The following is a 23,817-nucleotide window of genomic DNA, read 5'->3' as shown; positions in this document are numbered from 1 at the left end:
GAATTTTAGATTTTAGATTTGGGATTTTGGATTAATGACGGAAGCAACAACTGTTCGACCCAGCACTCAAAAACGCAGCGCACCGACAATTAAATATACGATCGCCATGCCTCAGCCAAGTTCTCACCTGTTTGAGGTGACGTTGGCTGTGGCAGGTTTGGCCGGATCGGTTTTGGATTTGAAACTACCGGTTTGGACTCCTGGTTCTTACTTGGTGCGCGAGTATGCCAAGCATTTACAAGATTTTTCTGCTTATACAGAGGAGAGTATTTTATCTTGGCGTAAGCTCGGCAAAAATCATTGGCAAATAGATACAAATGGTGCTTCTCAGATAGAAGTTTTTTATCGGGTGTTTGCCAATGACCTGTCAGTACGGACTAATCATTTAGATGGCAGTCACGGTTATTTTAACCCGGCGGCGTTATGTTTTTACATTCCTGGATGGGAACGGGAAAAAATCCGCATCCAAATTCTGCCACCTTTTAAAGAATGGCGCATAGCAACACCTTTGCCGCCAGTTGCAGATGAAGTAAATACTTTCGAGGCGGATGATTTTGATACTTTGGTGGATAGTCCGTTTGAAATAGGTAATCACCAGTTATATGAGTTTGAGGTGTTGGGTAAGCCCCACGAGTTAGCAATTTGGGGAGAGGGAAATGCCCAGCCAAATCGGATAATTCCGGATATCCAGAAAATCATTGAGATAGAAGCCCAAATGTTTGGGGGACTTCCCTACGATCGCTATGTGTTTCTGCTACATCTGGCTTCTCAAAATGCAGGTGGTTTGGAACATAAGAATTCCTGCACGTTAAATTACGCTCGCTTCGGTTTTCGGGTTAAGGATAAGTACGATCGCTTTATGCAGTTGGTGGCGCATGAGTTTTTCCACCTGTGGAATGTGAAGCGGATTCGCCCGAAAGCACTGGAAAAGTTTGATTACGATGGTGAAAATTATACCCCTTCCTTGTGGTTTAGCGAAGGGACGACAAGTTACTACGATTTGCTGATTCCCCTGCGGGCAGGCATTTACGATGCTAAGTCGTTTTTGCATAATTTGAGTAAGGAAATTACGCGGTTGCAAACTATACCTGGGCGAAAGGTGCAGCCGGCCAGCGAGTCGAGTTTTGATGCCTGGATTAAGCTGTACCGACGGGATGCCAATAGCGATAATTCTCAGATTTCTTATTATCTGAAGGGAGAATTGGTGTCGCTGTTGCTGGATTTGCTGATTCGATCGCGACATCAAAATCAACGATCGCTCGATGATGTGATGCGGCAAATGTGGGAACAGTTCGGTAAAGAAGAAATCGGCTTTAGTCCAGAACAGTTGCAGGAAGCGATCGAGTCTGTCGCTGGAACGAATTTGAGCGACTTTTTTGCCCGCTACGTTGATGGTACGGATGAACTGCCGTTTGACGATTATCTTGAACTTTTTGGTTTGCAATTGCTACCTGACTCGGAAGAGGAACAAGCACCATTTATAGGCTTGACAGCTAAGTCACAAAATGGTAAAGAAGCTATCAATTTTGTGGAAATCGGTTCGCCAGCACAAATCGCGGGTGTAGATGCTGGCGATGAGTTGCTGGCAATAAACGGGATACGGGTGACGGCGGATAAATTGAGCGATCGTCTCAAGGATTATCAATCAGGCGATACCATTCAAGTAACTGTTTTCCATCAAGACGAATTGCGGACTTTGCCAGTGACCCTAGCAGCGCCAAAACCGAATTCTTACAAGGTTGTTGCGCTTGGTAACCCTTCCTCAGCGCAAAAAGAAAACTTTGCTGGCTGGTTGGGAGTGCCAATATCAACCATTTCGTAGTATTTGTAGGGTGGGCATTGCCCACCTTATTTTCGACGATAAAAACGAGCGAGTTTTTGTGGGGAAATGCCGAGAAAATAAGCGATAATGATGATTTGGTTGATCGAGGTAGTTTTCAACACTCCCAGTTTCTGCCAGCGACGACCTGATGTGATGACTGGAACTGGTGCGATCGCAATTTTTCCGACTTTATTTACATTGCGGATAAAAACAAAATCTTCCATGATTGGCAGTTCTGGAAAACCGCCAATATCGCGAAATACATCGGCTTTGATAAAGATAGCTTGGTCGCCATAGGGTAGGGAAAAAATGTGCGATCGCCAATTTACCATCTTTTCGACTAACCGAATTCCTCGTATTTGAGCATCAATTTTTAATTCAAACGCACCAGCAATGGGATTTTGGATTTGTTTTTTTGGTTCTAAAGTTTGACGAATGATGCTGTCGAAACCTTCAGGTAAAATGGTATCGGCGTGTAAAAAGAGCAAGATATTTCCGCTAGCAACTGCTGCGCCTGCGTTCATTTGAAAAGCGCGTCCGGGAGGAGAAGATAAAACTTTCACACCCAATGATTTAGCGATAGCAACAGTTTCATCTTGACTGCCACCATCAACAACAATCACTTCCACATTTGTAGCGTTTTGAGCTAATAACACAGATTTAGTAATATTTTGTGCTTCATTTAATACAGGAATAATAATTGAAATTTTGTGCGTTTGCATCAAATTGACAAATAACTAATCAAAAATCTAAAATCTAAAATTGAGAGGTCTTCCGGTCGATCGACATCAGAAAGCTCAGTCAAATACGCAGCTGCCAAATTAAGTTTACCAGCAATTTCTACAGTTTGTCGAAAAACCTCAGATGTACTCCAGCTAATGTCTGTGAATAGTTGGGGAATAAAATGACGCAATCCAATTAAATAATAACCGCCATCGGTAGCTGGGCCAAGTACTAAATCGTGCTGCTGAAGTGCTTGAAATGCTTGTGCGAGAATTTCATAATTAAGCGCCGGACAATCAGACCCGATGATAATAACATTATCTATATTATTACTAAATGCGGTTTGAAATGCGGACGCCATGCGGAAACCGATATTGCCTTCTGCTTGTTGGCGATATGTCATCTCATTTCCTAACCATTCTTGCATTAATGGGAAATTCCCACCTGTAAAATGCACTTCTAGAGAGAGGGAATGGAAAGATTGTAGTTGTTTTGCTTGCGCGATCGCATTTTCCGTCATTTGGCGATGCAGGTTAGCTGCACCTTCTGCACCAAGAACCGGAATAAGTCGCGTTTTGGCTTTTCCCGGTTCTGGATAGCGCGTGAAAAGGATGAGGCATTCTTTCATTGCAGATTTCAGATGGCAGATTTTAAATTTAATCAAATTATTTTAAATTTGCCATCTAAAATTTGCAATCTGAAATTCTTCATTAACTCATTTCTAACATCCGCTGAATCGGTCGCAAAGCTGCCAATCGGGTTTCTTCAGGCAAACTAATTTCTGGGGTGCGATTTTCCATCGCCAAATACAGCTTTTCCAAAGTATTTAACCGCATGAACGGACATTCGTTACAGGCACAATTATTTGTTGGTGGCGCGGGAATGAAACGTTTTTTCGGTTCCATTTTCTGCATTTGGTGAATAATTCCCGGTTCCGTAGCGACAATAAAAGCTTGACTGGAACTAGCTTGAGAATACTTCAACAAAGCAGAAGTAGAACCGATGTAGTTAGCGTGGCGCAATACCGGCGGTTCGCATTCCGGGTGTGCGATTACTTCCGCTTCCGGGTGGGCAATTTTCAACTGAACTATCTTCTTTTCTGAGAAGTTTTCATGTACAATACAAGCTCCTTGCCATAATACCATATCTCGTCCAGTTTGCTGCATCACGTAGCGACCGAGATTGCGATCGGGCCCAAAAATAATCGGTTGGTCTTTGGGAATTTGATTTACTATCTTGACGGCGTTGGAACTTGTGCAGATAATATCGCTCATTGCCTTAATCGCGGCAGAGCAGTTGATATAAGAAATTACGAGATGTCCTGGGTGTGCGGCTTTGAAGGCAGCAAAGTCATCGGGGGGACAGCTATCTGCCAAAGAGCAACCGGCGGTTAAATCTGGTAAAAGTACCAATTTATCGGGGTTGAGAATTTTGGCGGTTTCTGCCATAAAGTGAACGCCTGCAAAGACGATCGCATCGGCATTGGTGCTGGCCGCTAGGCGAGATAGCTCCAGGGAATCACCGATATAATCCGCTACATCTTGTATATCCGGGTCTTGGTAATAGTGAGCGAGAATAACGGCGTTTAGCTTTTTTTTCAAGGCTTGAATAGCCTCAAACAAATCGTCGGGTGTTTTTGGGGCAGTGGTTATCGGGGGTCGTGTAGTAATAAGCACAGCAATTCTTAGTTTGGGAGTAGGGAAAACATGGCCGGGATTCTTTCCATAATTATAGTTGATTTTACTAAAAATTAATGGTGATAGTATCGGTAAAAATTACGGAAATATCCGCTATGTCTGGAGTTTGCTGCAAAAATAGGCGATGCTTGCCTATCCTGGAAAAAGATTGTAGGAAAAAGCAGGCATGGGGACTCAGGGCAATCAAAATCAATCCATCAAAATAGCAGTGGTCGGAGATGTTCACAACCAATGGGAAACGGAGGATGGAGAAGCTTTACATCGCTTGGCTGTAGATTTAGTGCTGTTTGTCGGGGATTTTGGCAACGAATCGGTGGATGTCGTAGAGGCGATCGCATCTCTCGACCTTCCCAAAGCAGCCATTTTGGGCAACCACGATGCCTGGTACACCGCCTCCGAGTGGGGACGCAGGCGCTGTCCTTACAATCGCCGGGAGGAAGACTGGGTGCAGGATCAGCTCGATCTGCTGGGTGAAACTCATGTAGGTTACGGCAAATTGGACTTTCCAGAGTTGAATTTAACTGTGGTGGGGAGTCGTCCGTTTAGTTGGGGTGGAGATACTTGGAAAAATGCCGATTTCTACAAAGAGCGGTATAATGTGACCGGTTTTCACGAGTCTACCAGCCGGATTGTGCAAGCGGCAAGCAACGCCGCTTATGATACAATTATCTTTCTCGGTCACAATGGCCCTTTTGGGTTAGGCGGGCGTCCGGAAGATCCCTGCGGTAAAGATTGGGAAACTGTGGGAGGAGATTTCGGAGATCCGGACTTTGCCAAAGCGATCGCCAAAACCAAGCAACTCGGCAAAACAATTCCTCTGGTAACATTTGGGCATATGCACCATCATCTGCGTCACACCCGCGAAGTGCTGCGTACCCCAGTTGTTGTCAGTCCGGATGGGACAGTGTATTTGAATTCAGCCAGCGTACCTCGGATTGTGGATAATGGGAGCGATCGGCTGCGTAACTTCTCCCTGGTATCCCTGCAAGACGGTGTTGTCTCGCAAGCTTCCCTAGTTTGGGTTGGCAAAGACTATACTGTTGTCTCCGAAGAAATTTTTTATCGGCGTTGTGAGTCAATGGTGCAATCTGCCTATAGTCAGTTGCGATAACTACAGGTAGAATAAGAAATGCACCTGGAGAGGTGGCAGAGTGGTCGAATGCGCTCGACTTGAAATCGAGTGTGGCAGTGATGTCACCGTGGGTTCAAATCCCACCCTCTCCGTTGAATTAAAAAAAAGCTGTACACTGACTAATTAATATCGTTTCAGGCAGGGATGACCTAACTCGAACGCTTTAGTCTTCGTGAATCGTCAAATTATATCATATCCGGTTGTATCGGTAAAGAAAAAAATTTGCGATCGCATCTGTGTTCATCTGTGTTCATCTGTCTTCATCTGTGGTTAAATTTTGACCACCCATTCGATGCAGACAACCTCAACATCATTCTTAGACTAACGATGCTACCGGATATGATATTACTTCGCAATATACAGCGAAAAGTTGTTGCTCTTTATCGCCGCCGCAATGATGCGGAATAGAGCGATCGCAAAATGAAGTACCTTAATATAGTATCATTTGCCCTCAATTATTCCTTGTGTACTTCCTTGTATCGGTTACTACAGGCAAGCGCCAACTGAGTAAGCAAAGTTACTCTCATCGTTAAACAATTATACTTTATTGCTATGCCAGCTAAAAAAGAAAACAATGGATGTGGATGTGGGAGTATTCCAATTTCATTAATCATAGTTTTGCTAGGTCTTGGTTATGGGGGCTTTACCCAGCTAAAAAATGTCAATATCAGCCAAATTCTCCCCGATAATCTAGGTATCGAAAAATTTTTGCCTAATAACCAACAAAATAATCAACAGCCAAGCACTCCTAATTTGACTTCTGCACCCACGCAGCGCGTACCTGTTGCCAATTCGCCTATCCCGCGAGTTATTTCGACTCCGACACCAACAACCAATCGGCAAGTTTCATCATCACCCGTAACTCCCAAGCCATCACCAACAACCAATCGGCAAGTTTCACCATCACCCGTAACCCCCAAGCCATCACCATCAATTCAAACTGCTTGGGAAAAAAAGCAAATAAGGGGAATTTATTTAAGTCGGTATCAAGCAACTAATAATGCTGACGAACAAACAATTCGCAACCGAGTTCGTTATTATCGATCGCAAGGAATAAATACAATTATTCATGGCGTATGGGGGAATGGTTGCACGATGTATAACAGCGATGTTATGCAGCAAACATTTGGATACAAAAGTTGCCCCAACCAATTTAGAGAAAAATGGCTAGATTGGTTGATTGATGAGGCGCACAAGCAAGGAATGCAAGTCCACGCTTATTTTGAAAAAGGGATTAAAATTGATAAAAATAGCCCTATCTTTGACGAGGCAATTTCTAGACGATGGATTGTGCCTGGGGTGGATAAAACATATCCAGGTATCGAACATTACGTACTAGATGTGGAACTCCCAGAAGTTGCCAATCTTTTCAAAAAGATATCGGTAGAGTTTGTCAAAAAGTATCCCACCATTGATGCAGTTCAATGGGATGATTACTTAGGTTATCATGCCGATTTACCCGGAAAAGTCGATCGCACGACTCGTTTAACTAATTTTGTGCGGCAAATGAGAGATGAGATTAAGAAAGCTAACCCGAATGTTAGTTTCGATATTTGCCATCATAATCCTTATTGGGGTAAGCGTTATTTTGCGGCTGATTGGGAAAATTGGAATGTCGATCGAGTTTTTATTCAAACTTATAACGATGCCAATTTTAACGAAGAGCTAGTTTATGCCGAAAAGTATGAAGGAGTAGCGATTTCTGATAATCAGTTGTATCGTTTAAAAGAACTGATTAATAACACCAAAATCAAGAGTGTTTTAGTGTTTCCTTCTTCGGGAAAACCAGAAGAGACTGCTGCTCGTGTCAAACAGCTTATTGAAATAAGTAACTAGGAATTTTCGCACCTATACTTAACTGCTTTGAATTTGGAAAGGGATTGAGGCGTACCTTCTAAACAGTTACAATTTTTTTCGGATATTCTGTATTTTTTCGATAATTTCTTGCTCATTCTTGCCAAAATACCAAGAGCGATCTTCTATACCCATTATCGGTTTGAAGATAAATTTCTCATTTTTGAAATAAAGTTCTTTGCGTTTGATAATTTTGTACTGAGAATAAGAAGTTGGATCGTAGCCTCGCACGATTCCAGATTCGTTTTCTGCTTCCACATAAAAGTCGATCGCTTTGCTATCATTATCGGCTATGCGTACAAAACCTTCTTCAAAAATCCAATTATATCCCCAACCTTCCCGATAATCCTGCCTTTCTGATAGCAGGTGGTAATAGGCTAAATGGTGTCGATCGGGTAACAAATTACTTTCAGCGGGTGAGAAAATATAGATAACGTGCAAATCGATATCAAACTCATATTTAGAGCCGTATTCATCGCTCGATCGCATCCATTTATCCATTGCCGAAGTTTCTATAAATATGCCGATAAAATCCGATATTGTATATTTCATATAGTTATCCTTTAATTACCTTATTTTTAAAATATAACAATCAGAAACCCGGTTTCTCCAAGAAACCGGGTTTCTTTTGTAGCAGTTGCGATTTACTTTAAAACTGTGCTGATAAATTCAATGGGATACTCTTCCATCTGATGCTAACATAGTAGATGGTTGTTTTTGTTGAGCTTTAAACTCTGCCAATAAATCGAAAAAATTTTTGAAAGCATCTGCTTCATCAGCAGAATAAAGTAGGATAACTCTTGCCCAAGAAGCAGAGGTACTAATTTTAAACTTTTTTTGTAACCAAGGTTGGAATTCTCGAAATTCCTTTTCCTGTTCGCTGAACGGTATTCCAAGTTCTTGATGAGAGTGGTGATAACCGCACAAGAACATAAATAAGTCGCTAACAGAAGGGCTACCGATATACATTCCCGGTTTGCGTTGAATTTTAGATAATAAATCGTATAGTTCAGTCATCTTTCTTCCTCCTTGGCTATTAACCTATGTTAAAATATTTCTATGACTTCGACACTAAATTGACCGCTCGGACAGTCAAAGTCTTCCATCCATTCATTTCTCGATAGCCCTGTCGTTGACAAATTATCAAACACTTTATTGCGGACTTCAATACCGTAATGCGTGCCATTCTGAGTAATTGGTGTTCGCCATTCGTCCCATCGCTGGCTAACAATAAAGTTACCTTTTCCGATTAGTTTTAGTTGCAGATGGATACCGTTAATTCCGTTGTCTTTCAGCCATTGTTTGATAGCTTCAGCACATTCGGCGCATTCAAGCAGCTTAAACTCTTGAATGATATTGCCTACTTGTTGGTAAATTTCTTCGTCTGATAATGGTGGATTACTGGGCATCTAAATAATTTCTTTACATCGATTATAATTGCTCATTATTGCAAAATCCCAATCTTATCCCCTCCGCCAAATCTGCCCTAAATCATATCGTACCGCTCACTCCTGTTTCATTGATTCGGAAAACGAACAGCCTAGCATTTGGGTACTTTTGATGCGCTATTTTTGCTACTACTATGTTATCTTTATCAATAAAATAATCGCCGCTATCAGGCTCAACCGCAATATACCAGTTGTAATGAGTTTTAATCAGTTCGGGTTGAACGCGATCGAATATTATTTTACAGCGTTTATAAAATGCTTCTTTTTCAGCTTTCCACTGCGCTTTCTTTTCTTCTGACCACTGAATTTCGGGAAATACTCTGCCGCGTCGCACGGTGCGATTAGGTTTTGTCTCTGTCATTAGTTTTACCTCTTTCTCAAACTTTTATTTTTTAATTATACTTAATTGCCAGGTAAAAATAGTAGCAATTAATTGAACTATCGTTAAGCCGAATTCAAGTAATAAAAAACCCGGTTTATTTGACAAACCGGGTTTAGCGCTAATTCTACTAATTTAGCGAAGAGACTCTTCCTTTTGCGCCTCAACAAGAGAATCTTTTTTTGGTTCCGAGTTAATGGGAGTGCGTTTAGAAAATCCCCAGACAAATATCAAGGCGATCGTACTTATCATCAACCACTCTGGCGGTACTAAGTCTTCGTTAATCGCTTTAGCAAGCAGGCGCAATCCTACTATACCGACTGTCAAATAACCTGCATTTTCGAGATGCAGAAATTCATCTAGCCACCGGATGAATAATCCTGCCATAAAACGCAAGGCGATAATACCGATAGTTGCACCAGTCAAAACCAACCAAGTTTCTTGAGAAACGGCGATCGCAGTTGTGACGCTATCGAGAGAAAACGCCAAATCAGTCAAAGCTATCATTGGAATAGCTTGCCACAGCGAAGCAAAGCGAGGCCCGTGGTGTTCCCCTTCCGCATCTTCTTGCGATGTAAAATATTGGAACACCAGCCACAATAGGTAGGCAGCGCCCAACAATTCAAATTGCCAGTATTGGGTCACCCAGGTTGCCGTCAAAATCAGAGCCATTCGCAGCACGTAAGCCACCACCAAGCCCAAATTGAGGGCTTGACGCTGCATTTTGCTATCTGGCAAACCTTGGGAAATGGCGGCAAGAGCGATGGCGTTATCCGCCGATAGCACTGCCTCTAAAGCTACTAAAATCACGAGTAGCAGCAGCGTTTCAATTCCCCGATCGAACGGAGAGTTTAGTATTTGATCGAGCATTAACTATTTTTTGAACCTGACGGTTATTAAACAATACCAACGAACCTATGGTTCTAGTCCAGGCTAAACCCGGTTATCTTAACCAAAATTTAGGTTAAACAGTTATTGTATCGTAAAAGGAATCAGGGGTTGTAAAAAATTCCCCCACGACCGCATTCGCCCGCCCCGCTACTCCTCTTTTGTTGCAACTTGTTACAAGGTATTCCATCAAGGGGCATCTTTGGTCGAAATTGGTGAACGAACAAGCCCTAGATCTAGGAGGCAAGCAAATGTCCTTATCCGATACCCAAGTTTTAGTAGCTCTTGTTGTGGCGCTGATTCCAGGCATCCTGGCTTTCCGTTTGGCCACAGAACTTTACAAATAGGCAGCTGCGAAGGGAATGGGGGCGATTGACTCTCATTTGACTCTCATTCCTTTTCAAAGCGGAAGTGCGTTTTTGGCACTGCCAAGATGGGGCAGCTAGTTAATTTGGATCGCAAAGTGTAAAGTTTCCAGGCGATCGCCTAAGTAGGTTGTAAACAGTCTGGAAGGAGCCGCGTTCAACTGCTAGGATGGACGCGGCTACCACCTGAGCGCGGTGCTGCCGATCGGCAAGTTTGCTGTTTGCCCAAACTTTGAGCTAAAAAACCTTAGCCACAGAGAAGAGCGCAAATTTCGACTTGCCGTCGGGTACAAGCACCCCGGTTGTAATTTAGGACGAAAGCTTTTCAGGATCATGAACGCCATTCAACCGTCAAGACCACCCCTGCAACCTGTAGAATCTCGTCGCGTCGCACAAAGTCGTCATCGACAGAAGCGAAATCGGGCCAATACTGCGATCGCTCTGGAAACAACCGCCAAGTTGACGGTCAATATCTTGCTTTCATCAGCGGCTATTGTAGCTCTGGTACAACTGCTGCCCTATCACAAATCTGTGCAAACCAAATTGCAGGAAATCAGAGGGCAAGTACAGCAAAAAGAAGAACGTGTGAATCGCTTGCAAACCGACTTTGGTAATTTGTTCGATCCCAAGCAAGCAAAGACTAATATGCAAGATCTCAGCAGTCGAGTCGATCCGGCACGGCGCAAGATTGTTCTGTTAGACAAAGATACCCAAGAACCTGAAGAAGCAGAGCAGGCAGCTTCATCCCCTTGATGCTTGACAATTAAAAACTATCCCTATGTCTGCATCTGACCGATTGGAAAAGGGAAGCATTATCTTCTCTTTTCTGACCTTCATAAAGCTTGGAATTTGTAAAGGGTTTAAGCTATTCTATTAGGCTATTCTAATTTGATGAATTTATTGATGCGATTAGGGTTGTAAAGGACTGAGCAGATCGGCTAACCAGGTTTCTACTTGTTGACGGCGACGACCGGCTGGTAATTCCTCTAAGGCGCGGCGGTAGTCGGAGACGGCATAATTCCAGTCGCCCATCAAATGATAGGTTCTACCGCGTTCAGCCCAAATATAACTTTTTAGTTGCCCCAATCGCAGGGCAAAGTCGAAATTGTCGATCGCCCGTTCGTATAATTTGAGGTCTCGAAAGGTCATGCCTTGGTTAATCCAAGCGCGGACGTGAACGGGATTGAGGTCTAGAGCTTTGTCGTAGTCTGCGATCGCTTCCATTAATTGTCCGCGATCGGCATAGTAATTGGCGCGGTTGTTGTATGCAGCTGCCAAATGGGGATTGAGTTGAATCGCTTTGTTGTAATCTGCGATCGCATTTACCAGCTGACCGCTTTGGAAATAAATTAATCCTCGATTGTTATAATCGTTGGCATCGCTGGGACGGCTTTCAATCAAAGAGTTTAGAATTTCAATAGCGTGAGCGTAATCGCCTTGTTGCGCCCTAGCGCGAGCCATCTGGCGTAGGTGATTGCAGTCTAATTCTGTGCGGGTAGATTCTGATGCGGCGATCGTTTGCAGCTTGTTCCCTTGAGGCTTTTGGGAATTGCGGCAGTTAGAGCGAGACGCCGGCGATCCTGGCGCAACATTCGAGCGACACCCATCTTTAGAACAGTCTTGATTGTTGAGAAAAGAGCGAGCTTTCATGCGACCTTGCAATCCTTAACGGTACGTTTGGCTCTACACCATCACTTTATGAATTTTTCGTCCAAAGTCGATCTGTCTGTTGTGTCACTTGCTTATGTGTCTTAAGTAAGATAAACGGACGTTGCAGCTAATCTGTTTGACACCAAATCAAAGTTTAGTTCGCAGCCATCTCCGTCTCGTAGGGGAGAATGAGGGTGGGTGGTCAATTTTAAAATTGTCTACCCAGTATAAGCTACAGTCTCCCGGTCGGGTATTCCCGAAACGGCTTTTTGAGGCCAACAAACCCCTCAGCAATCTCTATCGCGACTTTGCACAGCCGATCCGGAAAGTTCGACTGTAACCTTTTGAGCGGTAAAATCCTACGTTATAGAGACTTTCGATCTTTTGAACGATTAAATCGAAACACCCATGACTACTGCTTTTCTGCATCCCAATGCCCCTGATGTATCGGCGGAAGACTATCTGGTACTCGGCTTGGCAACCTGCTTTATTAAAGAAGACGGAGAAGTTCATCAGGTTCCTGTTGTGGAACCTATCCCCTCAGCAGCTTTGGAAGCTCTTGTCAAGGGCATTCCTACTTCTTACCAAATTGCTTGTGCGACAACCTTGGGAGCGGTACTAGCGGGCGATACACCCCAGAAGCCAGTAGAATTCCCACAGTCGGCGCAGTTCTGCGATGAGTTTGCCGAACGGGCGATCGCCGCAGTCCGCACTTACAAACGTCGTCCCGTGGCTCAGTCTCTGATTCCCCAGGGTACGATCCGCCGGGACTTTAACTACTCTACAGAACGCAAGCGCGTGCTGAACTCTCAGCGCATTGTCAGAACTGAGGATAATGTAAAGCAGCACGAATACACTCATAAAGTTCTTTAACCAAATTTTAAGAAAGATGTTGAAACTATATGGTGGTGGTCGCAGTCGGGCCACAATTCCCCAGTGGTATCTGGAAGAACTGGGTGTTCCTTACGAATTTGTCACGCTGGATTTGCAAAATGGGGAACACCGCCAGCCGGAATACCTAGCAATTAACCCGATGGGGAAGGTTCCCAGCATAATGGATGGGGATTTTAAGCTTTGGGAATCTGGGGCGATTCTGCTTTATTTGGCAGAGAAGTATGGCAATCTGTCAGCTGAGCCAGAACAGAAGGGTGCGATCGCTCAGTGGGTGTTGTTTGCCAATTCTACATTGGGGAATGGCATTTTTATCGAAGCGAATCGCGATCGGGAAATGCCGCGTTTGTTAGGGCCACTGAATCAAATGTTTGAGGGGCAACCTTTTGTACTCGGACAAGAGTTCAGCGTTGCAGATGTGGCAGTCGGTTCTATTTTAGCTTACATTCCCATCATGCTGAAACTCGATTTGAGTGCTTATCCAGCCGTTTTGGATTACATGAAGCGTATTTCCGAACGACCTGCTTTCCAAAAGGTGTTTGCCGCACGCGCTACAGCCTGAGTGCGATCGGTTTAGGTTTAAAAAAGAGATTTCTTGCTATTCAAGAAGTCTCTTTTTTTTATGATGATTTTGCCGAAATACTAGGTCAATTAAAGTAACATCTTTAGCTGGATTGAGTAGGATGGATGAGATGCAGGTTCGTTCACATATAATTGACATATAGGTTATAATTCCTAAAATAGAATAGGAGGAATTGGATAATGAAAACTACTTTATTAGATGAATCAGAGCAAAAATTGGCTCAATTAAGTTACTCAGTAATAGTTGAGATGGAAAAAGAAGGAAAATATAAAGCTACAGTGTGGGGGTTGCCGGATTGTGAAGTGACTGGAGATACACGGGAAGCTGCGTTAAAAAGTATTAACCAGCTTTTAACAGCGCGGTTAGAAAATGCTGAAGTTGTCGTGCAAGAAATAGCTTTACCTAAATCGGAAAATCCTTGGATAAAGTTTGCGGGAATGTATAAAGATAATCCTCTTTTTAATGAGATGATTTCTGAGATGGAAGCTTATCGGCGCGAAGTTGATGCGGAAATGGAGGAGTATTACCGTAAAATGGATGCGGAGGAGCAAAATAAGTGAGTTTGTGGATACTCGATACAGATTGTCTGACTCTTTGGCAAAATGAGCATCCTGTTGTGAAAGAGCGAGTTAATCGAGTTAACTATCAAGAAATTGCTATTACAGTAATTTCTGTGGAAGAACAAATGCGAGGATGGCTTAATATTATTAGGCAATCTTCGCAATCCGATCGATTGATATGGGCTTACAAAGGTTTACAAGATGGTGTAGAGTTTTTTAACAAAGTTAATGTGCTTGAATTCGATCGCGATGCTTATACCTGTTATACGGAATTGCTTAGGCAAAGAATCCGTATTGGTACACAAGATTTAAAAATTGCTGCGATCGCTATTTCAAGAAATGGTATTCTGGTAACGCGAAATCGGAGGGATTTTGAACGAGTTCCCGGTTTGGTGTTTGAAGATTGGAGTGTAGGTTAAATAGGTAAAATGGCTGTGAGAAGGATTATAAGTCGTTTGCAGGGATGAAAATGAGAGAACCATTGGATGAGAAGACGATGCTGGAAATTCTTGAACTAGCGAAAGAAGCCGAACAGAAAGCTAGAGAAACAAGTGAGTTGGCAACTGCGATCGCATTAAAATATCAAAAGCGGATGCGGGAAATTAGAGTAAGGTAGGAGAGAGAAAGTTGGCGGGATTGGGTAGGGTGGTGATGGTGCGTGCGATCGTATTTATAGTCAATCAATAATATCTTGGTGGGGGGTGATTTAAACGCCATCTCATCTAGCACGATCGTTGAGTAACTAAATTTAACTGTCGATTTTTTTGATTTAGTCTTTACATTAATCGTCATCTTGAGTATTATTGGTATTCAGGTAGAAAAAGTTCCGGTAGGATTTGTCTTTTCGCAATATCTTAACAAAGATTCTATACTAACTTTTGTATTGGATTGTATTGCTTCATTTAATGCTCGCCCAATTATTGATTCCACTATATCAGAGGGAGTAAAGCCGAGATCCCTATTATTAATTTGCCTGGGTTTCGTCGCTTCAACTAACTTGTTGATGTCATCTTTATTAAAACCCATACCTCTTAAGGATGATTCTAGTAAAATTCGACGGGTTTGTTCATCAGGTCTATTGAATTGATAATAGTAGCTACGTCGCATCAGTGCTACATCTAATCGCGCAGTTAAATTGGTAGCAAATATTGCAACTATCCTTGCCTGTATTCCCTTTCTTAAGCTGTCTACACCGATAATAACTGCATCAACTATTGCTATATTTTCCTGCGAACCGGAACTTGAATCAGCTTGACTTCGTGAACCGACAATAGCTTCAGCCTCATCAAAAAAAAGAATCATTGGCTCTTTTAATTTGAGATATTCTTGTTTAATATTTTCAAACGACTTAACAATCATACTAGCTGCTCGCCCCTGATATCCCATACCTCTCAACAGCAAGCTCATGTGTCGGAAGTGGACTCTCTCACCTAGCTTAGGGGCTAAAGCGGCTCCAATACTGGTTGCTAATGCTGTTTTACCAGTACCTGGATCACCACCAAAAACAATTACAGGGGCTTTGGTAGCAGTAGTTTGTAGTGCTGATATAACGCTGCCATAATACTGTTTACTCCATTTCTCTTTTTTTTCAAAAGGAGTTAACAAACTAATCATTTCGGCAAGAATTTCTTCTTTGGCTATACCAATAAGAGATTCGTATATTTTTCGATAATGAGAATCATAATCTTGGGGTGAAAAAGTTGTCTGAAATGTTACTAACTCATCTAAATCTGTCGCCAGCGATGGTTCCATATTTGTATCTCTTTTAGGTAAGGATGATGAACTGTCGAAGTCAGTTACTAATCGAATACGTAAAACTGTGTTTCGGTCAACCGTAAAAGTAATAGGAGAGTCAACCCGCTCTAAATGTGCTGAAAAACTTGTCCTTGCGCCGTCAATAATTACGGGAATTTGTTCTAAACATTTACCTATATCACTGTTCCCTATAGCCTTTCCTATAAGGTGTTTTTCAAGTTCGCCAATTATTGCTTTTTCTGCGTTGCGATTAAGGGTATAAATGCCCCAATCCCATTTAATTGCCCAAAATAAAGATGACAACTTAAGCCTCCTCAATATAATATATTAAAAATTCAAAATTATTTTCTTAATAAACTATCTACAAAAGTCTTTAACGGTATCCCTACCACTATATCTATTATGGCGTTGAGAGTAGTTTCGCCAACAAATTTAACTATTTTTCCAGTATTGGTATCCCACCAGCTAGGTTTACTTTTCACAGAGTCGGCTATTTTTTGCAGTGTATTATCTTGCAATTGTTTGGATTGAGCATAGTCATTTTTGCTTTCATAGTAAGCAACATCGCGTGCTAATTTCATCACTTGAGTGCGAAGTTTTTTTATTTCATCATATATTTCTGCATCTCGATCTGAAATTTGAATAACATTCAAATTCAAAGATTGGTCTTGCCAACCAGATTTTTCGTTTACTAAGTAATATCCATTGACCAGTTTTGCTATTTTATCAATTTCCTTGCTATTGACTAGCTTAAATCCACTTTCGTTAATTTTACAAATAATATTTTCTATCGATACAAGTGTTGGTAAGCTAGCTTTATCAAGAGTAATATTTAAGGTTGTTTCAATTACTGAAAGGGAAGATAACATAACAAGATGACAATCTGTTCCTTGAAATAAGCGCAAATTTAGACTTGGCATAATTTTTGGCATAACTTTATTTATAGAATCAAGTTTCTCTGACATATACCAAGCCAGAAACACCAAGAGATCCACTGTAATAATGCCCCAAGTTGCTCCAGTTTCCACCCTCATACTTGCCTTGAAAACTAGAACCTTTTCCAGGTATTGACCAGCCCGTATCGATTACAATATTTCTTTGTTCATCTTCTGACAAAAGCATCATTGTCTGCGACCATTTAACCCAAGGAATAAACAGTGCTGAACTGGGAACTGAGACGGGTTCTACACTGCGTCCTCCACGCCCTCCTCTACCGCCGCTGGGATTAACAGATACAACATCTCCACCGTAAAGAACTTTATATCGATACTCATGGTAGACAAGGTTTGAGTTAGCCGGATCGTAAATACTGAATCCTAGTTCAGTAATGGCATTGTTATATAAAAAAGTTGTAAATGAGTCTTGTAAATCTGAAGCATAGTCTATAGACAAAAGATTTGGGTAAGCTTTACTTAGAGCTTTTAAATCTCTCGTAAGTTGCTGCGCCACATATAAAACATCGTTCTGTGTAACTGAAATAGATTCTGAAACAACAAGGCTTTTCATTATGTGAATATCCTCATAGTTGACAACAAAAGATAAACTTCTTATTTCTAAAAAATCAAATACCAATAATATCTTTAAACCATTCAAAAATTCCTTTTTTACTACGTCCAACCTTGGCAAACCAAATAGGATTATTCGATTCTTGCTTTTCTTTTATTAGTTGCTGCTTATTTTCCTGTGTCATTTGTTTGAACTTCTCGCTAAATATTGGCTTTATGTGTAGTGCTAAATCCGCTTCTATTTGTCTAAAATCCACATTTTCAATTCCGTCACCACTTCGATTAAATAGATTACTTGAATCCAGTTCAAATTCCCATTCAATTATAGGCTTTGTTTGCGCTTTGATTGAAAAGGAAACTCCTTGAATATAACCGCGATCCAAATCATTTTTTAAGCTATGCGTAATATTTTCAATGTCTTTTTTGTCAATTATTTCTTCTAACGCAAGTTTGGAAAGATCTTTCTCAATTCCCTGCAAATTTAGGTATTGAGTAGAAATACTTGAGTTTTGATCTAAATCTTTATGATGACCTCCTTCAAGATTTGTCACCTTTTCAGTTAACGAAGAAAGTCTATTTTCATCCCAAATAGTACCGCGCAGTTCGTTCTCGCGATTTCTTTTGTCCATCGCTGAAAATCGAGATGACCACTTGACAGTACAATTTATATAAACATCATAGCTATGTTTCGCAAGGTAAATCATTACATCTTGAGTTTCTGGGCCAACTCTTTGCGGATAGTTTCTATCGCTTAAGTCATAACTCCATTTCAATAATTCTTGATTTCTCTGCCTATCACATATTGATAGATAAATTACATCTGCAAACTCGTTGGCCAGACAAGTAGTTATACTATCCAAAATCTCGGATCTTTCTTCAGCGCTTAGGACATTATGGTACTGAGAACGAATAAGTGCCAACTCTGAATTAATTTGCTTCGCTATTCTCAAAGAATCCATCGCTCTGCTTCTTATGCTCCTTGAGTGATTTAGAAATTTCAGCAATAGCAGCGCTTGGCAGCTTGAGCTTAACTTTATCCACCTGTTGACCATTGGCTGGTATTGCTGTACAGTTTTTTACTCATAATAGACTAGCCAAACTCAGCTATAGTCTGATAAACATCAGGATTTATGTTAGGATTACATCAGGAATTGTTGAGGCTGATAGCATGGCATCTACTGACGAGCAGTTTGCCCAAGCCGCAAATCATTGGGACTTGGAAACCCTTTATACAGACTTGGCATCTGTGAAGGGAAAGCGCCTCACCCCCGTGGAAAAGCTACATCTGCGGGGGTTGCTTTGTGGTTACAGTCCCGCTGAAATAGCGGAAAGGCTGGGCAAGAATGCTAAGGGAGTTGAAACCGATCTTTGTGCCACTGTGTATAGGTATGTTAAGAGTTTGTTAGATAAATGTAATGAAAAGATAGAAAACTGGAGAAAGATTGCTGAATGGCTTGAGGATGCAGGATATAAATCTCAATCAAATGCTCAAGTGCCAGTTAATAGTTTGTTACCGGGAAATAGTGTAGTAAATATAACTAATATAAATATTGAAAAAGATCAAATAGTATTTCTGATTAACCTAAGAATACCAACATCAAAAGTTTCAGATATATCAATAAAAGACCTAAACCTTGACGATAATACTACTAATTAAGTTTTGGCTACAGTTCAAATATGTAGAATATGAAGGGGATGAAAAGTTCGATCGCACTCATTTCCACAAGCTTCAATCTAAGTGCGATCGCGCTCCTCACCTTAATTCCAATTTATTCGCTAATAAATTAATTTTATTCCCTGCTTCTATTATTTTACTTGCGTATACTCACGATTGCTTGCCGAACTTCGACCCCGCTGTTGAAACTCTTCAAATAATTCAAAAAACCTATCTAGGGCATCCCTCTCATCCTGAGAAAAAAACAAAATTATGTTAGCCCAAGATTGAGAAGATTCTATCCCAAATTTTTGCTGAATCCATTCTTGAAATCCATCCAGCGGGTTTTCTGCCGTTAAAGGTACGCCTAGTTGGTACTGCGCTACATTATATCCAGATAAAAAAGCTTGAAGACAAACTATCGATGGTCTACCTAAATAAACGGCAGGTTTCTTTTTGATTTTTTCAAGCACATCGCCTAGATAATCCATCGCGAACCTCTTTCTATTCAATTTATCAACTATATAAATTATATTCCAATTAAAACTCTGTTTCCATCACCGTAAATTGGCCATTAAAGTCTTCTACCAAAGGCCCGCCAAAACTATTGACCCACTCCTGTTTAGGGATACCGTCAGGATACAGGTTATCAAAAACTATTTCAACTCTTCCTAATTCAGTTTCAATCTGAACAACTACGCCTTGATGAAAACCATTGAGAGCAACTTGTCGTCTATATTTTCTAGCAATCCGCCTAACCTCCTCAATTTGCTCCTCTGTCATAGCGATAATTACCTAAAATATTGACTTGCGATCGTCAAAAAAAAAGTAGCTACCCCATTTACCAAGTAGCCACCTTTTTAATTTTTGGATAACGCTATTTATCAGTTTATTTGAAACCGATGGCTGCTTGCCAAACAAAAGCCAGCAGCAAGAAAAACACGGGGATTACGGGTAGAACGTCTACCAGGGGATCGAACGCGGAAAAAGCTTCGGGCAGTTTTGCTAGCAAGAGCGCCGCTTCCATGATTTAACCTTCCTCTTCAACACAGTTTTCAGAATCGTATAGTATCTTAACATGAGCCGATCGCATCGCTACTGGGTGCGGGATCGAGCCAACGAGCAAATTCGGTAGCAAAACGATCGCTCAAAATCGCCTCTCTTATTCTCTGGGTAAAGCGAACCAGTTCGGTGACGTTGTGTATGGATAGCAGAGTGTAAGCCAGGATTTCCCGCGATCGCACCAAATGGCACAAATAAGCGCGGCTGAAGTTCTGACAGGTATAACAGGGACAACTATCGTCCAAAGCCGTGAAATCTTCTCGAAATTGCGCGTTTTTGAGGTTCCAGCGTTCCCCCTGCACCATTGCCGTACCGTGACGGGCGAACCGCGTCGGAATCACGCAGTCAAACAAATCCACACCCCCTGCTATAGCCCGCGCCATTTCCCGATACGTACCCACTCCCATCAAGTAACGCGGCTTTTCTCGCGGTAGCAAGGGTGCGGTAGCTTTGACGATTTTCTCGATTAATTCCGGCGGTTCCCCCACACTCACTCCGCCGATCGCATATCCAGGCAAATCTAATTCTGCCAGAGATGCGGCTGCTTTCTGCCGCAAATCTAGATAAACACCCCCCTGAACGATCCCGAACAAAGCTTGATCCTTACGTTCGTGCGCTTTTATACATCTTTCCAACCAGCGATAAGTGCGATCGCAAGAAGCCGCCACATATTGCCATTCGGCTGGATAAGGCGGACACTCATCAAACGCCATAATCACATCAGCGCCGAGGGCGTTTTGAATTTGGATCGATCGCTCCGGCGTCAATTCAATTATTCTGCCATCGCGAGGCGAACGAAAAGTTACACCTTCCTCCGTTATTTTACGCAATTTACTCAAACTGAAGACCTGGAAACCACCGGAATCGGTCAGCATTGGCTTATCCCAAACCATAAACTTATGCAGACCGCCAGCACCTGCGACAATTCCTTCTCCGGGTTGGAGATGCAGGTGATAGGTATTCGCTAAAATCATTTGTGCGCCTGTAGCTTGCAACTGAGCCGTGGTTAAAGTTTTCACAGTCGCTAACGTTCCCACCGGCATAAAACGAGGCGTTTCTACCAAGCCGTGAGGTGTATAAAATACTCCCGCTCGCGCTTGGGTATGAGAGCAGCAAGCCTGACATTCAAATTTAAAACTCAAAACCAATTAACCTAAAAGCTCAACTAAATGTGGACTGCTCTATACTATGATGATGCTTTAGCGATCGCCTTGTCAGTTGAGTTAAACTACGCAAAACTCCGAATGTGAGATTTCTTTGGTGAGAGGAGCGGAAATTAATGGCAATCAACTTACTACAAGCGCTGGAAGTGGGCAAGTATATAGTCGCCCAACGTCTTACCGGTCGCAAAAAATATCCCTTAGTCTTGATGTTGGAACCCTTATTCCGCTGCAATCTTGCTTGTGCCGGTTGCGGTAAAATCCAGCACCCAGCAGAAATTCTCAAGCAAAACCTTTCCCCGGAACAGTGCTTTACCGCTGCGGAAGAGTGCGGCGCACCGATCGTCTCCATTCCTGGGGGAGAACCGCTGCTTCATCCACAAATTGATGAAATTGTCAAGGGTTTGGTAGAGCGGAAAAAGTTTGTTTATCTGTGTACGAATGGCTTGTTGCTAGAAAAAAGCCTGGATAAATTTGAACCTTCGCCTTATCTCACATTCAGCGTACACCTGGATGGATTGCGAGAACTGCACGACAAATGTGTCGATCGCAAAGGGGTTTTCGATACTGCCGTGAAAGCGATTCGCGCCGCCAAAGCCAAAGGATTTCGCGTCACCACCAATACTACCGTGTTTGACGGCACAGACCCCAAAGAAATGCAAGATTTCTTTGATTTTCTCGCCACATTAGATATTGATGGGATGATGATTTCTCCCGGCTACAGTTATGAATGGGCACCCGATCGAGAACATTTTCTCAAACGAGAACAGACAAAAGCCTTATTCCGAGAAATTTTAGCGCCTTACAAAGCCGGAAAGAAAAATTGGAACTTCAACCACAACCCCCTGTTTTTGGATTTTCTCATCGGCGAAAAAGATTACGATTGTACCCCTTGGGGAAGTCCCAGCTACAGCGTTTTAGGATGGCAAAAACCCTGCTATCTTCTCAATGAAGGTCATTATTCCAGCTTCCAAGAATTGCTGGAAAATACAGACTGGAATAACTACGGTCGCCATAGCGGCAATCCCAAATGTGCGGATTGTATGGTACATTGCGGCTACGAACCGACAGCAGCAACGGATGCGATGCAGCCGAGTAATGTGGTGCGTGCGATCGGCAGTGTATTCGGAATGGTTAGTTAATCCCAGAAACCGGGTTTCTTTGGCTGTAAAAGTCGATATTCGTTGCTTTAAGCGAAAGAAACCCGGTTTATTATCCTGATTGAAGATTTCAAATTTCAAATCTAAATCTAGAATTTGAAATTTGAAATTTTTCATGTGGAATTACCAAGTAAAAATTTACACTCTGAGATTCTTATAAATGATTATTGCTGTAGAACTAATTTTCTTGTTTCTTATCGCGATATCGCTGATTTTTTACGCGGTTTGCGCTTTCTGCACCATTCGCTTTTTCTATGATGGTAAGGGAGAAACTGCTGCCGATCTCCCAGCAGTATCAATTTTAATTCCAGTTTGCGGAGTAGATGAAGGCGCAACAGAAAACTGGACATCTTTTTGCACCCAAGATTACGAAGAATACGAAGTGCTGTTCGGTGTGATGAGTCCGTCAGATCCGGCGATACCAGTATTAAAAGAAGTGGTAGCAAAATTTCCCGATCGCGCTAAACTATTTTACGGCTTAGAAGCGCGTGGAATTAATCATCAAATCAGCAATTTGTGGCACTTACTGGAAAAAGCAAACAACGAAATCGTCATTTTTGCCGATAGCGATATTCGCGTTACCCCAGATTATCTCCGCCATGTGACTTCCCCGCTTGCAGATCCGGCGATCGGCGTGGTAACTTGCGGATATTGCGATCGCGCTCCCAAATTTCTCGGTGCAGCTTTGGCCTCTTTGGGGAGGTGTACCGACTTCATCCCCAGCGTGTTAGTAGCGCGAAGTTTGGATGGTGGTTTAAAATTTTCTCTTGGCCCAACTATTGCCACCCGCAAATCTGTTCTAGAAAAATTCGGCGGCTTACAAAAAGTAGTCAATCGCATCGGTTCGGATTATCATATCGGTAAAATGGCAACCGAAGTAGGCTATCGAGTCGAACTCTCCAAATATATCCTCGATAATGATTGCGGGCGCGAAACAGTCAAGCAAGTTTTTCTGCGGGAATTGCGTTGGGCGAGAACAATTCGGATCAACCGTGGCCCTGACTATTACGGTATGGGATTATCTTACGGCACAATTTACTGTATTGCTTTACTGTTGCTATCGGGTTTTCAAAGTTGGGCAATAATTGTAAGTATTGTCACGTTTGCGTTCAGATTTGTGCAAGCGCTAACAGCTATTTATAGTATGGGTCGTCCGCAACTTTTGTGGTGGCTTTGGGCGCTACCTATTCGCGATTTGATGAATTTTGTTATTTGGGTAGGTGGTGCTTTCGGACAAAGCGTATATTGGCGCGGACGACGATTGCGAATTCAATCTGGTGGAATACTGACTGATTAGGCTTGGATAGCCCCCCAAACTTGGGGGGCTTGAAATATTTGTTCGGCAGTTAATAGCTTTGAGACTGTAACTGTGGAAACAGAGTTAAAAAGGCGACATTTTGAAGTTGAAATCGATGAGGATTTGATGCAAATTCTATCTCAAAAAGCTCAACAGCAAGGAGTAGCGCTTAACCAGTTAGTGAATGAGGTGCTTAGAGAAACGCTCAGACAAGCAGCGTAGCGCTGAATAA

Annotated in this window: 32 protein-coding genes and 1 tRNA gene; 16 read left to right on the top strand and 17 right to left on the bottom strand. The window is 42.2% G+C overall.

The features are described from left to right. The first annotated feature begins 34 nt into the window (after positions 1 to 34). Positions 35 to 1,822: a M61 family metallopeptidase gene (locus H6G03_RS23120; protein ID WP_190469139.1), complete on the top strand. Its 1,788-nt coding sequence runs from the start codon at positions 35 to 37 to the stop codon at positions 1,820 to 1,822. Positions 1,823 to 1,848: 26 nt separating this feature from the next. On the opposite strand, the gene H6G03_RS23115 is transcribed toward H6G03_RS23120, so the two are convergent. From H6G03_RS23115 to nadA, 3 genes are all read right to left on the bottom strand, one after another. Then, complete coding sequence (locus H6G03_RS23115; RefSeq protein ID WP_190469136.1) at positions 1,849 to 2,544, bottom strand: TIGR04283 family arsenosugar biosynthesis glycosyltransferase; 696 nt, start codon at positions 2,542 to 2,544, stop codon at positions 1,849 to 1,851. Next, on the bottom strand, positions 2,544 to 3,173 hold the full coding sequence (locus H6G03_RS23110) for a TIGR04282 family arsenosugar biosynthesis glycosyltransferase (protein ID WP_190469132.1): 630 nt from the start codon (positions 3,171 to 3,173) through the stop codon (positions 2,544 to 2,546). The genes H6G03_RS23115 and H6G03_RS23110 overlap by 1 nt, the downstream gene beginning before the upstream one ends. 82 nt (positions 3,174 to 3,255) lie before the next feature. Continuing rightward, complete coding sequence (gene nadA, locus H6G03_RS23105; protein ID WP_190469130.1) at positions 3,256 to 4,221, bottom strand: quinolinate synthase NadA; 966 nt, start codon at positions 4,219 to 4,221, stop codon at positions 3,256 to 3,258. A 187-nt stretch (positions 4,222 to 4,408) separates the two neighbouring features. Between nadA and H6G03_RS23100 the strand changes: the two genes are divergently transcribed. The 4 genes from H6G03_RS23100 (at position 4,409) to H6G03_RS23085 (ending at position 7,210) form a co-directional block, all read left to right on the top strand. Further along, positions 4,409 to 5,353 carry a TIGR04168 family protein gene (locus H6G03_RS23100; protein ID WP_190469127.1) on the top strand — a complete coding sequence of 315 codons (945 nt, stop codon included), beginning with the start codon at positions 4,409 to 4,411 and terminating at the stop codon, positions 5,351 to 5,353. A gap of 26 nt (positions 5,354 to 5,379) precedes the next feature. Further along, positions 5,380 to 5,466: transfer RNA gene (locus H6G03_RS23095), tRNA-Ser, on the top strand. Positions 5,467 to 5,620: 154 nt separating this feature from the next. Further along, positions 5,621 to 5,782, top strand: coding sequence for a hypothetical protein (locus tag H6G03_RS23090; RefSeq protein WP_190469122.1), 162 nt, complete (start codon positions 5,621 to 5,623; stop codon positions 5,780 to 5,782). Positions 5,783 to 5,926: 144 nt separating this feature from the next. Then, positions 5,927 to 7,210: a family 10 glycosylhydrolase gene (locus tag H6G03_RS23085; RefSeq protein WP_190469118.1), complete on the top strand. Its 1,284-nt coding sequence runs from the start codon at positions 5,927 to 5,929 to the stop codon at positions 7,208 to 7,210. A gap of 66 nt (positions 7,211 to 7,276) precedes the next feature. Here H6G03_RS23085 and H6G03_RS23080 read toward each other — a convergent pair whose 3' ends face one another. The 5 genes from H6G03_RS23080 to H6G03_RS23060 all read right to left on the bottom strand — a co-directional run bounded on the left by H6G03_RS23080 (position 7,277) and on the right by H6G03_RS23060 (position 9,925). Then, positions 7,277 to 7,780 (bottom strand): hypothetical protein, encoded by a 504-nt coding sequence (locus H6G03_RS23080; RefSeq protein WP_190469116.1) that lies wholly within the window; start codon positions 7,778 to 7,780, stop codon positions 7,277 to 7,279. A gap of 117 nt (positions 7,781 to 7,897) precedes the next feature. Further along, positions 7,898 to 8,245: a hypothetical protein gene (locus H6G03_RS23075; protein WP_190469114.1), complete on the bottom strand. Its 348-nt coding sequence runs from the start codon at positions 8,243 to 8,245 to the stop codon at positions 7,898 to 7,900. 29 nt (positions 8,246 to 8,274) lie between these two features. Further along, on the bottom strand, positions 8,275 to 8,637 hold the full coding sequence (locus H6G03_RS23070; RefSeq protein ID WP_190469110.1) for a papain fold toxin domain-containing protein: 363 nt from the start codon (positions 8,635 to 8,637) through the stop codon (positions 8,275 to 8,277). Positions 8,638 to 8,719: 82 nt separating this feature from the next. After that, positions 8,720 to 9,037 carry a hypothetical protein gene (locus tag H6G03_RS23065; RefSeq protein WP_190469106.1) on the bottom strand — a complete coding sequence of 106 codons (318 nt, stop codon included), beginning with the start codon at positions 9,035 to 9,037 and terminating at the stop codon, positions 8,720 to 8,722. 153 nt (positions 9,038 to 9,190) lie between these two features. Continuing rightward, positions 9,191 to 9,925, bottom strand: a complete 735-nt coding sequence (locus H6G03_RS23060) for a TerC family protein (RefSeq protein WP_190469103.1) — start codon at positions 9,923 to 9,925, stop codon at positions 9,191 to 9,193. A gap of 269 nt (positions 9,926 to 10,194) precedes the next feature. On the opposite strand from H6G03_RS23060, the gene psaM reads away from it, so the two are divergent. After that, positions 10,195 to 10,290: a photosystem I reaction center subunit XII gene (gene psaM / locus H6G03_RS23055; RefSeq protein WP_190469100.1), complete on the top strand. Its 96-nt coding sequence runs from the start codon at positions 10,195 to 10,197 to the stop codon at positions 10,288 to 10,290. 351 nt (positions 10,291 to 10,641) lie between these two features. Beyond that, a complete protein-coding gene (locus tag H6G03_RS23050) occupies positions 10,642 to 11,061 on the top strand; it encodes a slr1601 family putative cell division protein (RefSeq protein WP_190469097.1) in 420 nt (139 codons plus the stop codon). A 156-nt stretch (positions 11,062 to 11,217) separates the two neighbouring features. Here H6G03_RS23050 and H6G03_RS23045 read toward each other — a convergent pair whose 3' ends face one another. Next, a complete protein-coding gene (locus tag H6G03_RS23045; protein ID WP_190469094.1) occupies positions 11,218 to 11,958 on the bottom strand; it encodes a tetratricopeptide repeat protein in 741 nt (246 codons plus the stop codon). 408 nt (positions 11,959 to 12,366) lie between these two features. Between H6G03_RS23045 and H6G03_RS23040 the strand changes: the two genes are divergently transcribed. From H6G03_RS23040 to H6G03_RS23020, 5 genes are all read left to right on the top strand, one after another. Further along, positions 12,367 to 12,831: a hypothetical protein gene (locus tag H6G03_RS23040; protein ID WP_190469090.1), complete on the top strand. Its 465-nt coding sequence runs from the start codon at positions 12,367 to 12,369 to the stop codon at positions 12,829 to 12,831. Positions 12,832 to 12,847: 16 nt separating this feature from the next. Then, positions 12,848 to 13,411 carry a glutathione S-transferase family protein gene (locus H6G03_RS23035; protein ID WP_190469086.1) on the top strand — a complete coding sequence of 188 codons (564 nt, stop codon included), beginning with the start codon at positions 12,848 to 12,850 and terminating at the stop codon, positions 13,409 to 13,411. A gap of 200 nt (positions 13,412 to 13,611) precedes the next feature. After that, positions 13,612 to 13,992, top strand: coding sequence for a type II toxin-antitoxin system HicB family antitoxin (locus H6G03_RS23030; protein WP_190469083.1), 381 nt, complete (start codon positions 13,612 to 13,614; stop codon positions 13,990 to 13,992). Next, the gene (locus H6G03_RS23025) at positions 13,989 to 14,411 is read left to right on the top strand and encodes a type II toxin-antitoxin system VapC family toxin (RefSeq protein ID WP_190469079.1); all 423 of its coding nucleotides are present in this window, start codon (positions 13,989 to 13,991) and stop codon (positions 14,409 to 14,411) included. Before H6G03_RS23030 ends, H6G03_RS23025 begins: the two co-directional genes overlap by 4 nt. Positions 14,412 to 14,461: 50 nt before the next feature. Then, complete coding sequence (locus tag H6G03_RS23020; RefSeq protein WP_190469076.1) at positions 14,462 to 14,608, top strand: hypothetical protein; 147 nt, start codon at positions 14,462 to 14,464, stop codon at positions 14,606 to 14,608. Positions 14,609 to 14,802: 194 nt separating this feature from the next. Here H6G03_RS23020 and H6G03_RS23015 read toward each other — a convergent pair whose 3' ends face one another. The 4 genes from H6G03_RS23015 to H6G03_RS23000 are packed head-to-tail and all read right to left on the bottom strand — an operon-like array spanning position 14,803 to position 18,211. After that, the gene (locus H6G03_RS23015) at positions 14,803 to 16,050 is read right to left on the bottom strand and encodes an AAA family ATPase (protein WP_190469073.1); all 1,248 of its coding nucleotides are present in this window, start codon (positions 16,048 to 16,050) and stop codon (positions 14,803 to 14,805) included. Between the two features lie 38 nt (positions 16,051 to 16,088). After that, positions 16,089 to 16,775 carry a hypothetical protein gene (locus H6G03_RS23010; RefSeq protein ID WP_322111957.1) on the bottom strand — a complete coding sequence of 229 codons (687 nt, stop codon included), beginning with the start codon at positions 16,773 to 16,775 and terminating at the stop codon, positions 16,089 to 16,091. Beyond that, positions 16,696 to 17,340, bottom strand: coding sequence for a hypothetical protein (locus tag H6G03_RS23005; RefSeq protein WP_242057188.1), 645 nt, complete (start codon positions 17,338 to 17,340; stop codon positions 16,696 to 16,698). The genes H6G03_RS23010 and H6G03_RS23005 overlap by 80 nt, the downstream gene beginning before the upstream one ends. After that, positions 17,309 to 18,211, bottom strand: coding sequence for a hypothetical protein (locus tag H6G03_RS23000; RefSeq protein WP_190469070.1), 903 nt, complete (start codon positions 18,209 to 18,211; stop codon positions 17,309 to 17,311). The genes H6G03_RS23005 and H6G03_RS23000 overlap by 32 nt, the downstream gene beginning before the upstream one ends. A 209-nt stretch (positions 18,212 to 18,420) precedes the next feature. On the opposite strand from H6G03_RS23000, the gene H6G03_RS22995 reads away from it, so the two are divergent. Then, positions 18,421 to 18,909, top strand: coding sequence for a helix-turn-helix transcriptional regulator (locus H6G03_RS22995; RefSeq protein WP_190469153.1), 489 nt, complete (start codon positions 18,421 to 18,423; stop codon positions 18,907 to 18,909). A 149-nt stretch (positions 18,910 to 19,058) separates the two neighbouring features. Here H6G03_RS22995 and H6G03_RS22990 read toward each other — a convergent pair whose 3' ends face one another. From H6G03_RS22990 to tgt, 4 genes are all read right to left on the bottom strand, one after another. Next, on the bottom strand, positions 19,059 to 19,397 hold the full coding sequence (locus H6G03_RS22990; protein WP_190469066.1) for a hypothetical protein: 339 nt from the start codon (positions 19,395 to 19,397) through the stop codon (positions 19,059 to 19,061). 49 nt (positions 19,398 to 19,446) lie between these two features. After that, complete coding sequence (locus H6G03_RS22985) at positions 19,447 to 19,689, bottom strand: papain fold toxin domain-containing protein (protein WP_190469063.1); 243 nt, start codon at positions 19,687 to 19,689, stop codon at positions 19,447 to 19,449. A 106-nt stretch (positions 19,690 to 19,795) separates the two neighbouring features. Next, positions 19,796 to 19,933 (bottom strand): photosystem II reaction center protein K, encoded by a 138-nt coding sequence (locus tag H6G03_RS22980; protein WP_190469060.1) that lies wholly within the window; start codon positions 19,931 to 19,933, stop codon positions 19,796 to 19,798. Between the two features lie 46 nt (positions 19,934 to 19,979). After that, entirely contained in the window at positions 19,980 to 21,110 is a 1,131-nt protein-coding gene (gene tgt / locus H6G03_RS22975) for a tRNA guanosine(34) transglycosylase Tgt (protein WP_407650761.1), read from the bottom strand. Positions 21,111 to 21,247: 137 nt separating this feature from the next. Here tgt and hpnH point away from each other — a divergent pair, with 137 nt between their 5' ends. The 3 genes from hpnH to H6G03_RS38220 all read left to right on the top strand — a co-directional run bounded on the left by hpnH (position 21,248) and on the right by H6G03_RS38220 (position 23,807). Continuing rightward, positions 21,248 to 22,270: an adenosyl-hopene transferase HpnH gene (gene hpnH / locus H6G03_RS22970; protein WP_190469054.1), complete on the top strand. Its 1,023-nt coding sequence runs from the start codon at positions 21,248 to 21,250 to the stop codon at positions 22,268 to 22,270. A gap of 178 nt (positions 22,271 to 22,448) precedes the next feature. After that, entirely contained in the window at positions 22,449 to 23,585 is a 1,137-nt protein-coding gene (locus tag H6G03_RS22965) for a glycosyltransferase (RefSeq protein ID WP_190469051.1), read from the top strand. A 36-nt stretch (positions 23,586 to 23,621) separates the two neighbouring features. Continuing rightward, the gene (locus tag H6G03_RS38220) at positions 23,622 to 23,807 is read left to right on the top strand and encodes a CopG family antitoxin (protein WP_190469150.1); all 186 of its coding nucleotides are present in this window, start codon (positions 23,622 to 23,624) and stop codon (positions 23,805 to 23,807) included. The last annotated feature ends 10 nt before the right edge of the window (positions 23,808 to 23,817 follow it).

Source organism: Aerosakkonema funiforme FACHB-1375 (assembly GCF_014696265.1).
GTDB lineage: Bacteria > Cyanobacteriota > Cyanobacteriia > Cyanobacteriales > Aerosakkonemataceae > Aerosakkonema > Aerosakkonema funiforme_A.
This window is presented reverse-complemented; position numbering and strand designations above follow the sequence as displayed.

Excerpts from the sequence above, each read along its gene's own strand:
- H6G03_RS23085 (WP_190469118.1), top strand. The coding sequence starts at position 5,927 with ATGCCAGCTAAAAAAGAAAACAATGGATGTGGATGTGGGAGTATTCCA.
- H6G03_RS23050 (WP_190469097.1), top strand. The coding sequence starts at position 10,642 with ATGAACGCCATTCAACCGTCAAGACCACCCCTGCAACCTGTAGAATCT.
- H6G03_RS23000 (WP_190469070.1), bottom strand. The coding sequence starts at position 18,211 with ATGGATTCTTTGAGAATAGCGAAGCAAATTAATTCAGAGTTGGCACTT.
- H6G03_RS23045 (WP_190469094.1), bottom strand. The coding sequence starts at position 11,958 with ATGAAAGCTCGCTCTTTTCTCAACAATCAAGACTGTTCTAAAGATGGG.
- H6G03_RS23075 (WP_190469114.1), bottom strand. The coding sequence starts at position 8,245 with ATGACTGAACTATACGATTTATTATCTAAAATTCAACGCAAACCGGGA.
- H6G03_RS23080 (WP_190469116.1), bottom strand. The coding sequence starts at position 7,780 with ATGAAATATACAATATCGGATTTTATCGGCATATTTATAGAAACTTCG.
- H6G03_RS23110 (WP_190469132.1), bottom strand. The coding sequence starts at position 3,173 with ATGAAAGAATGCCTCATCCTTTTCACGCGCTATCCAGAACCGGGAAAA.
- H6G03_RS23065 (WP_190469106.1), bottom strand. The coding sequence starts at position 9,037 with ATGACAGAGACAAAACCTAATCGCACCGTGCGACGCGGCAGAGTATTT.
- H6G03_RS23060 (WP_190469103.1), bottom strand. The coding sequence starts at position 9,925 with ATGCTCGATCAAATACTAAACTCTCCGTTCGATCGGGGAATTGAAACG.
- H6G03_RS23030 (WP_190469083.1), top strand. The coding sequence starts at position 13,612 with ATGAAAACTACTTTATTAGATGAATCAGAGCAAAAATTGGCTCAATTA.
- H6G03_RS22980 (WP_190469060.1), bottom strand. The coding sequence starts at position 19,933 with ATGGAAGCGGCGCTCTTGCTAGCAAAACTGCCCGAAGCTTTTTCCGCG.
- hpnH (WP_190469054.1), top strand. The coding sequence starts at position 21,248 with ATGGCAATCAACTTACTACAAGCGCTGGAAGTGGGCAAGTATATAGTC.
- H6G03_RS23070 (WP_190469110.1), bottom strand. The coding sequence starts at position 8,637 with ATGCCCAGTAATCCACCATTATCAGACGAAGAAATTTACCAACAAGTA.
- H6G03_RS23040 (WP_190469090.1), top strand. The coding sequence starts at position 12,367 with ATGACTACTGCTTTTCTGCATCCCAATGCCCCTGATGTATCGGCGGAA.
- H6G03_RS23020 (WP_190469076.1), top strand. The coding sequence starts at position 14,462 with ATGAGAGAACCATTGGATGAGAAGACGATGCTGGAAATTCTTGAACTA.
- H6G03_RS23035 (WP_190469086.1), top strand. The coding sequence starts at position 12,848 with ATGTTGAAACTATATGGTGGTGGTCGCAGTCGGGCCACAATTCCCCAG.
- H6G03_RS22990 (WP_190469066.1), bottom strand. The coding sequence starts at position 19,397 with ATGGATTATCTAGGCGATGTGCTTGAAAAAATCAAAAAGAAACCTGCC.
- H6G03_RS23100 (WP_190469127.1), top strand. The coding sequence starts at position 4,409 with ATGGGGACTCAGGGCAATCAAAATCAATCCATCAAAATAGCAGTGGTC.
- H6G03_RS23115 (WP_190469136.1), bottom strand. The coding sequence starts at position 2,544 with ATGCAAACGCACAAAATTTCAATTATTATTCCTGTATTAAATGAAGCA.
- H6G03_RS23120 (WP_190469139.1), top strand. The coding sequence starts at position 35 with ATGACGGAAGCAACAACTGTTCGACCCAGCACTCAAAAACGCAGCGCA.
- H6G03_RS22985 (WP_190469063.1), bottom strand. The coding sequence starts at position 19,689 with ATGACAGAGGAGCAAATTGAGGAGGTTAGGCGGATTGCTAGAAAATAT.
- H6G03_RS22965 (WP_190469051.1), top strand. The coding sequence starts at position 22,449 with ATGATTATTGCTGTAGAACTAATTTTCTTGTTTCTTATCGCGATATCG.
- H6G03_RS22995 (WP_190469153.1), top strand. The coding sequence starts at position 18,421 with ATGGCATCTACTGACGAGCAGTTTGCCCAAGCCGCAAATCATTGGGAC.
- psaM (WP_190469100.1), top strand. The coding sequence starts at position 10,195 with ATGTCCTTATCCGATACCCAAGTTTTAGTAGCTCTTGTTGTGGCGCTG.